Genomic DNA, 1308 nt, shown 5'->3' with positions numbered 1-1308 from the left:
CTTATTTCCATTCCCTGCTACGACTCTTTGGGGCTGGAAAGGCTCAAAATCCTTTTACCTCCGTCAAAGATGGGTAGCGATGTAAAGTTCAGCCCATCACTTATCTGTGAGTCCTCCTGTTTTAGCGTGGTGTTCGTAAAACCGGCTCGTATTCTTAAGCTACTATGGCCTCTGCTGACTGCTCTGTTCTATCAGCTCGTGATTACAGAGCTATCCCATGGTAAGAGCTTTATCCTTCCTCCAATGCCTGCCACATCTACATTATAAACACTCATCTCCTTGATGTTTGGACGTTAGTATGGTGTGTTACCTTATCCAACCTCATAGCCTCATATAAGGTTTAGCGAATAAAAGTTAAACTTTTAATGGCATTCGTGATTTTCGCTGCGCTACAATTCTGTTCGTCAGTACCGGAATTTGCCGTTTGACTTCCTTCACTGCTGCTGTCACTAGCAACCACTGCATTTTTCCATTCGGAAAAAGCGTCACTTGCTAATGGTTCGAAGCGTTACCTCCATCCACTCAGGACTTGCACCCTATGGATAAAATTTATACCCACACCCGATGTTTATCACAAAAGATTTGTATTTTTAAACTTTTTCAAGAACTTCGGGTGTGTGTGCGCTGCTGCTCATGCAGGGCACACACACGCGGTCATAAAACATTGGGGGCGTAGCGGTTATTCGAGCTTAAGTACTCGCATCAAAGTTTGTTGTATCGAGATATTTAAGTAACTCCGAAATCCCCAACGTTTCATACCGCCACCGTTATCACACAACCCGGCGTCTTTTTTAGTATTTGGAAGTATTTTTTCGGTTTAGTTCTTGGCATCTGAATTAGCGCATTTACATGGATTAACAGCAATATGAAGTGTAATGATATATCATAGGGATGGCGTGGTTATAGGTGGATTATTACGAAACGTGGGAGATCTCCTGTTTTAAGGTTGGCAACCTCAAACGAGCTGATATAAGTATAGCGAAATTCAGCAAGGAATCAGGAGAAGTAGGAGGAGAGCATAGCACCAGGCATATTAGTGACAACATAACGCTAAATAGGGAAGGGGGCTCTACTTTAGAGAAGCGTATATAGAATTAATACTTTAGTATTGGCACTGTCCTATCTGACCGAATTAATGGTAGAGAATTTAAATGTCGCTATAGATTTGATCAAATATGAAAGGAAGGTTCTTGTATTTCACTAAGTTAACCTATTGTGTGAATTAAATTGCATGCTTAATAAAATTGATAGGTCTATTGTATATGAACCTATTTATATATTGAATAATAGTTAGCGAAGTGATCTTGG

The 1308-nt window shown here is 40.5% G+C and carries 1 protein-coding gene; it reads left to right on the top strand.

Going from position 1 to position 1308, the window contains the following annotated elements:
* Positions 1-267: hypothetical protein (locus OM075_RS25055; protein WP_301193303.1), on the top strand; the 267-nt coding region annotated here is incomplete at its 5' end.
* Positions 268-1308: the final 1041 nt, after the last annotated feature.

Source organism: Plebeiibacterium sediminum, assembly GCF_026013605.1.
GTDB classification, from domain to species: Bacteria; Bacteroidota; Bacteroidia; order Bacteroidales; family Marinilabiliaceae; genus Saccharicrinis; species Saccharicrinis sediminus.
Note: the sequence above shows the minus strand (reverse complement) of the source record. Positions and strands in the feature narration are given on the sequence as shown.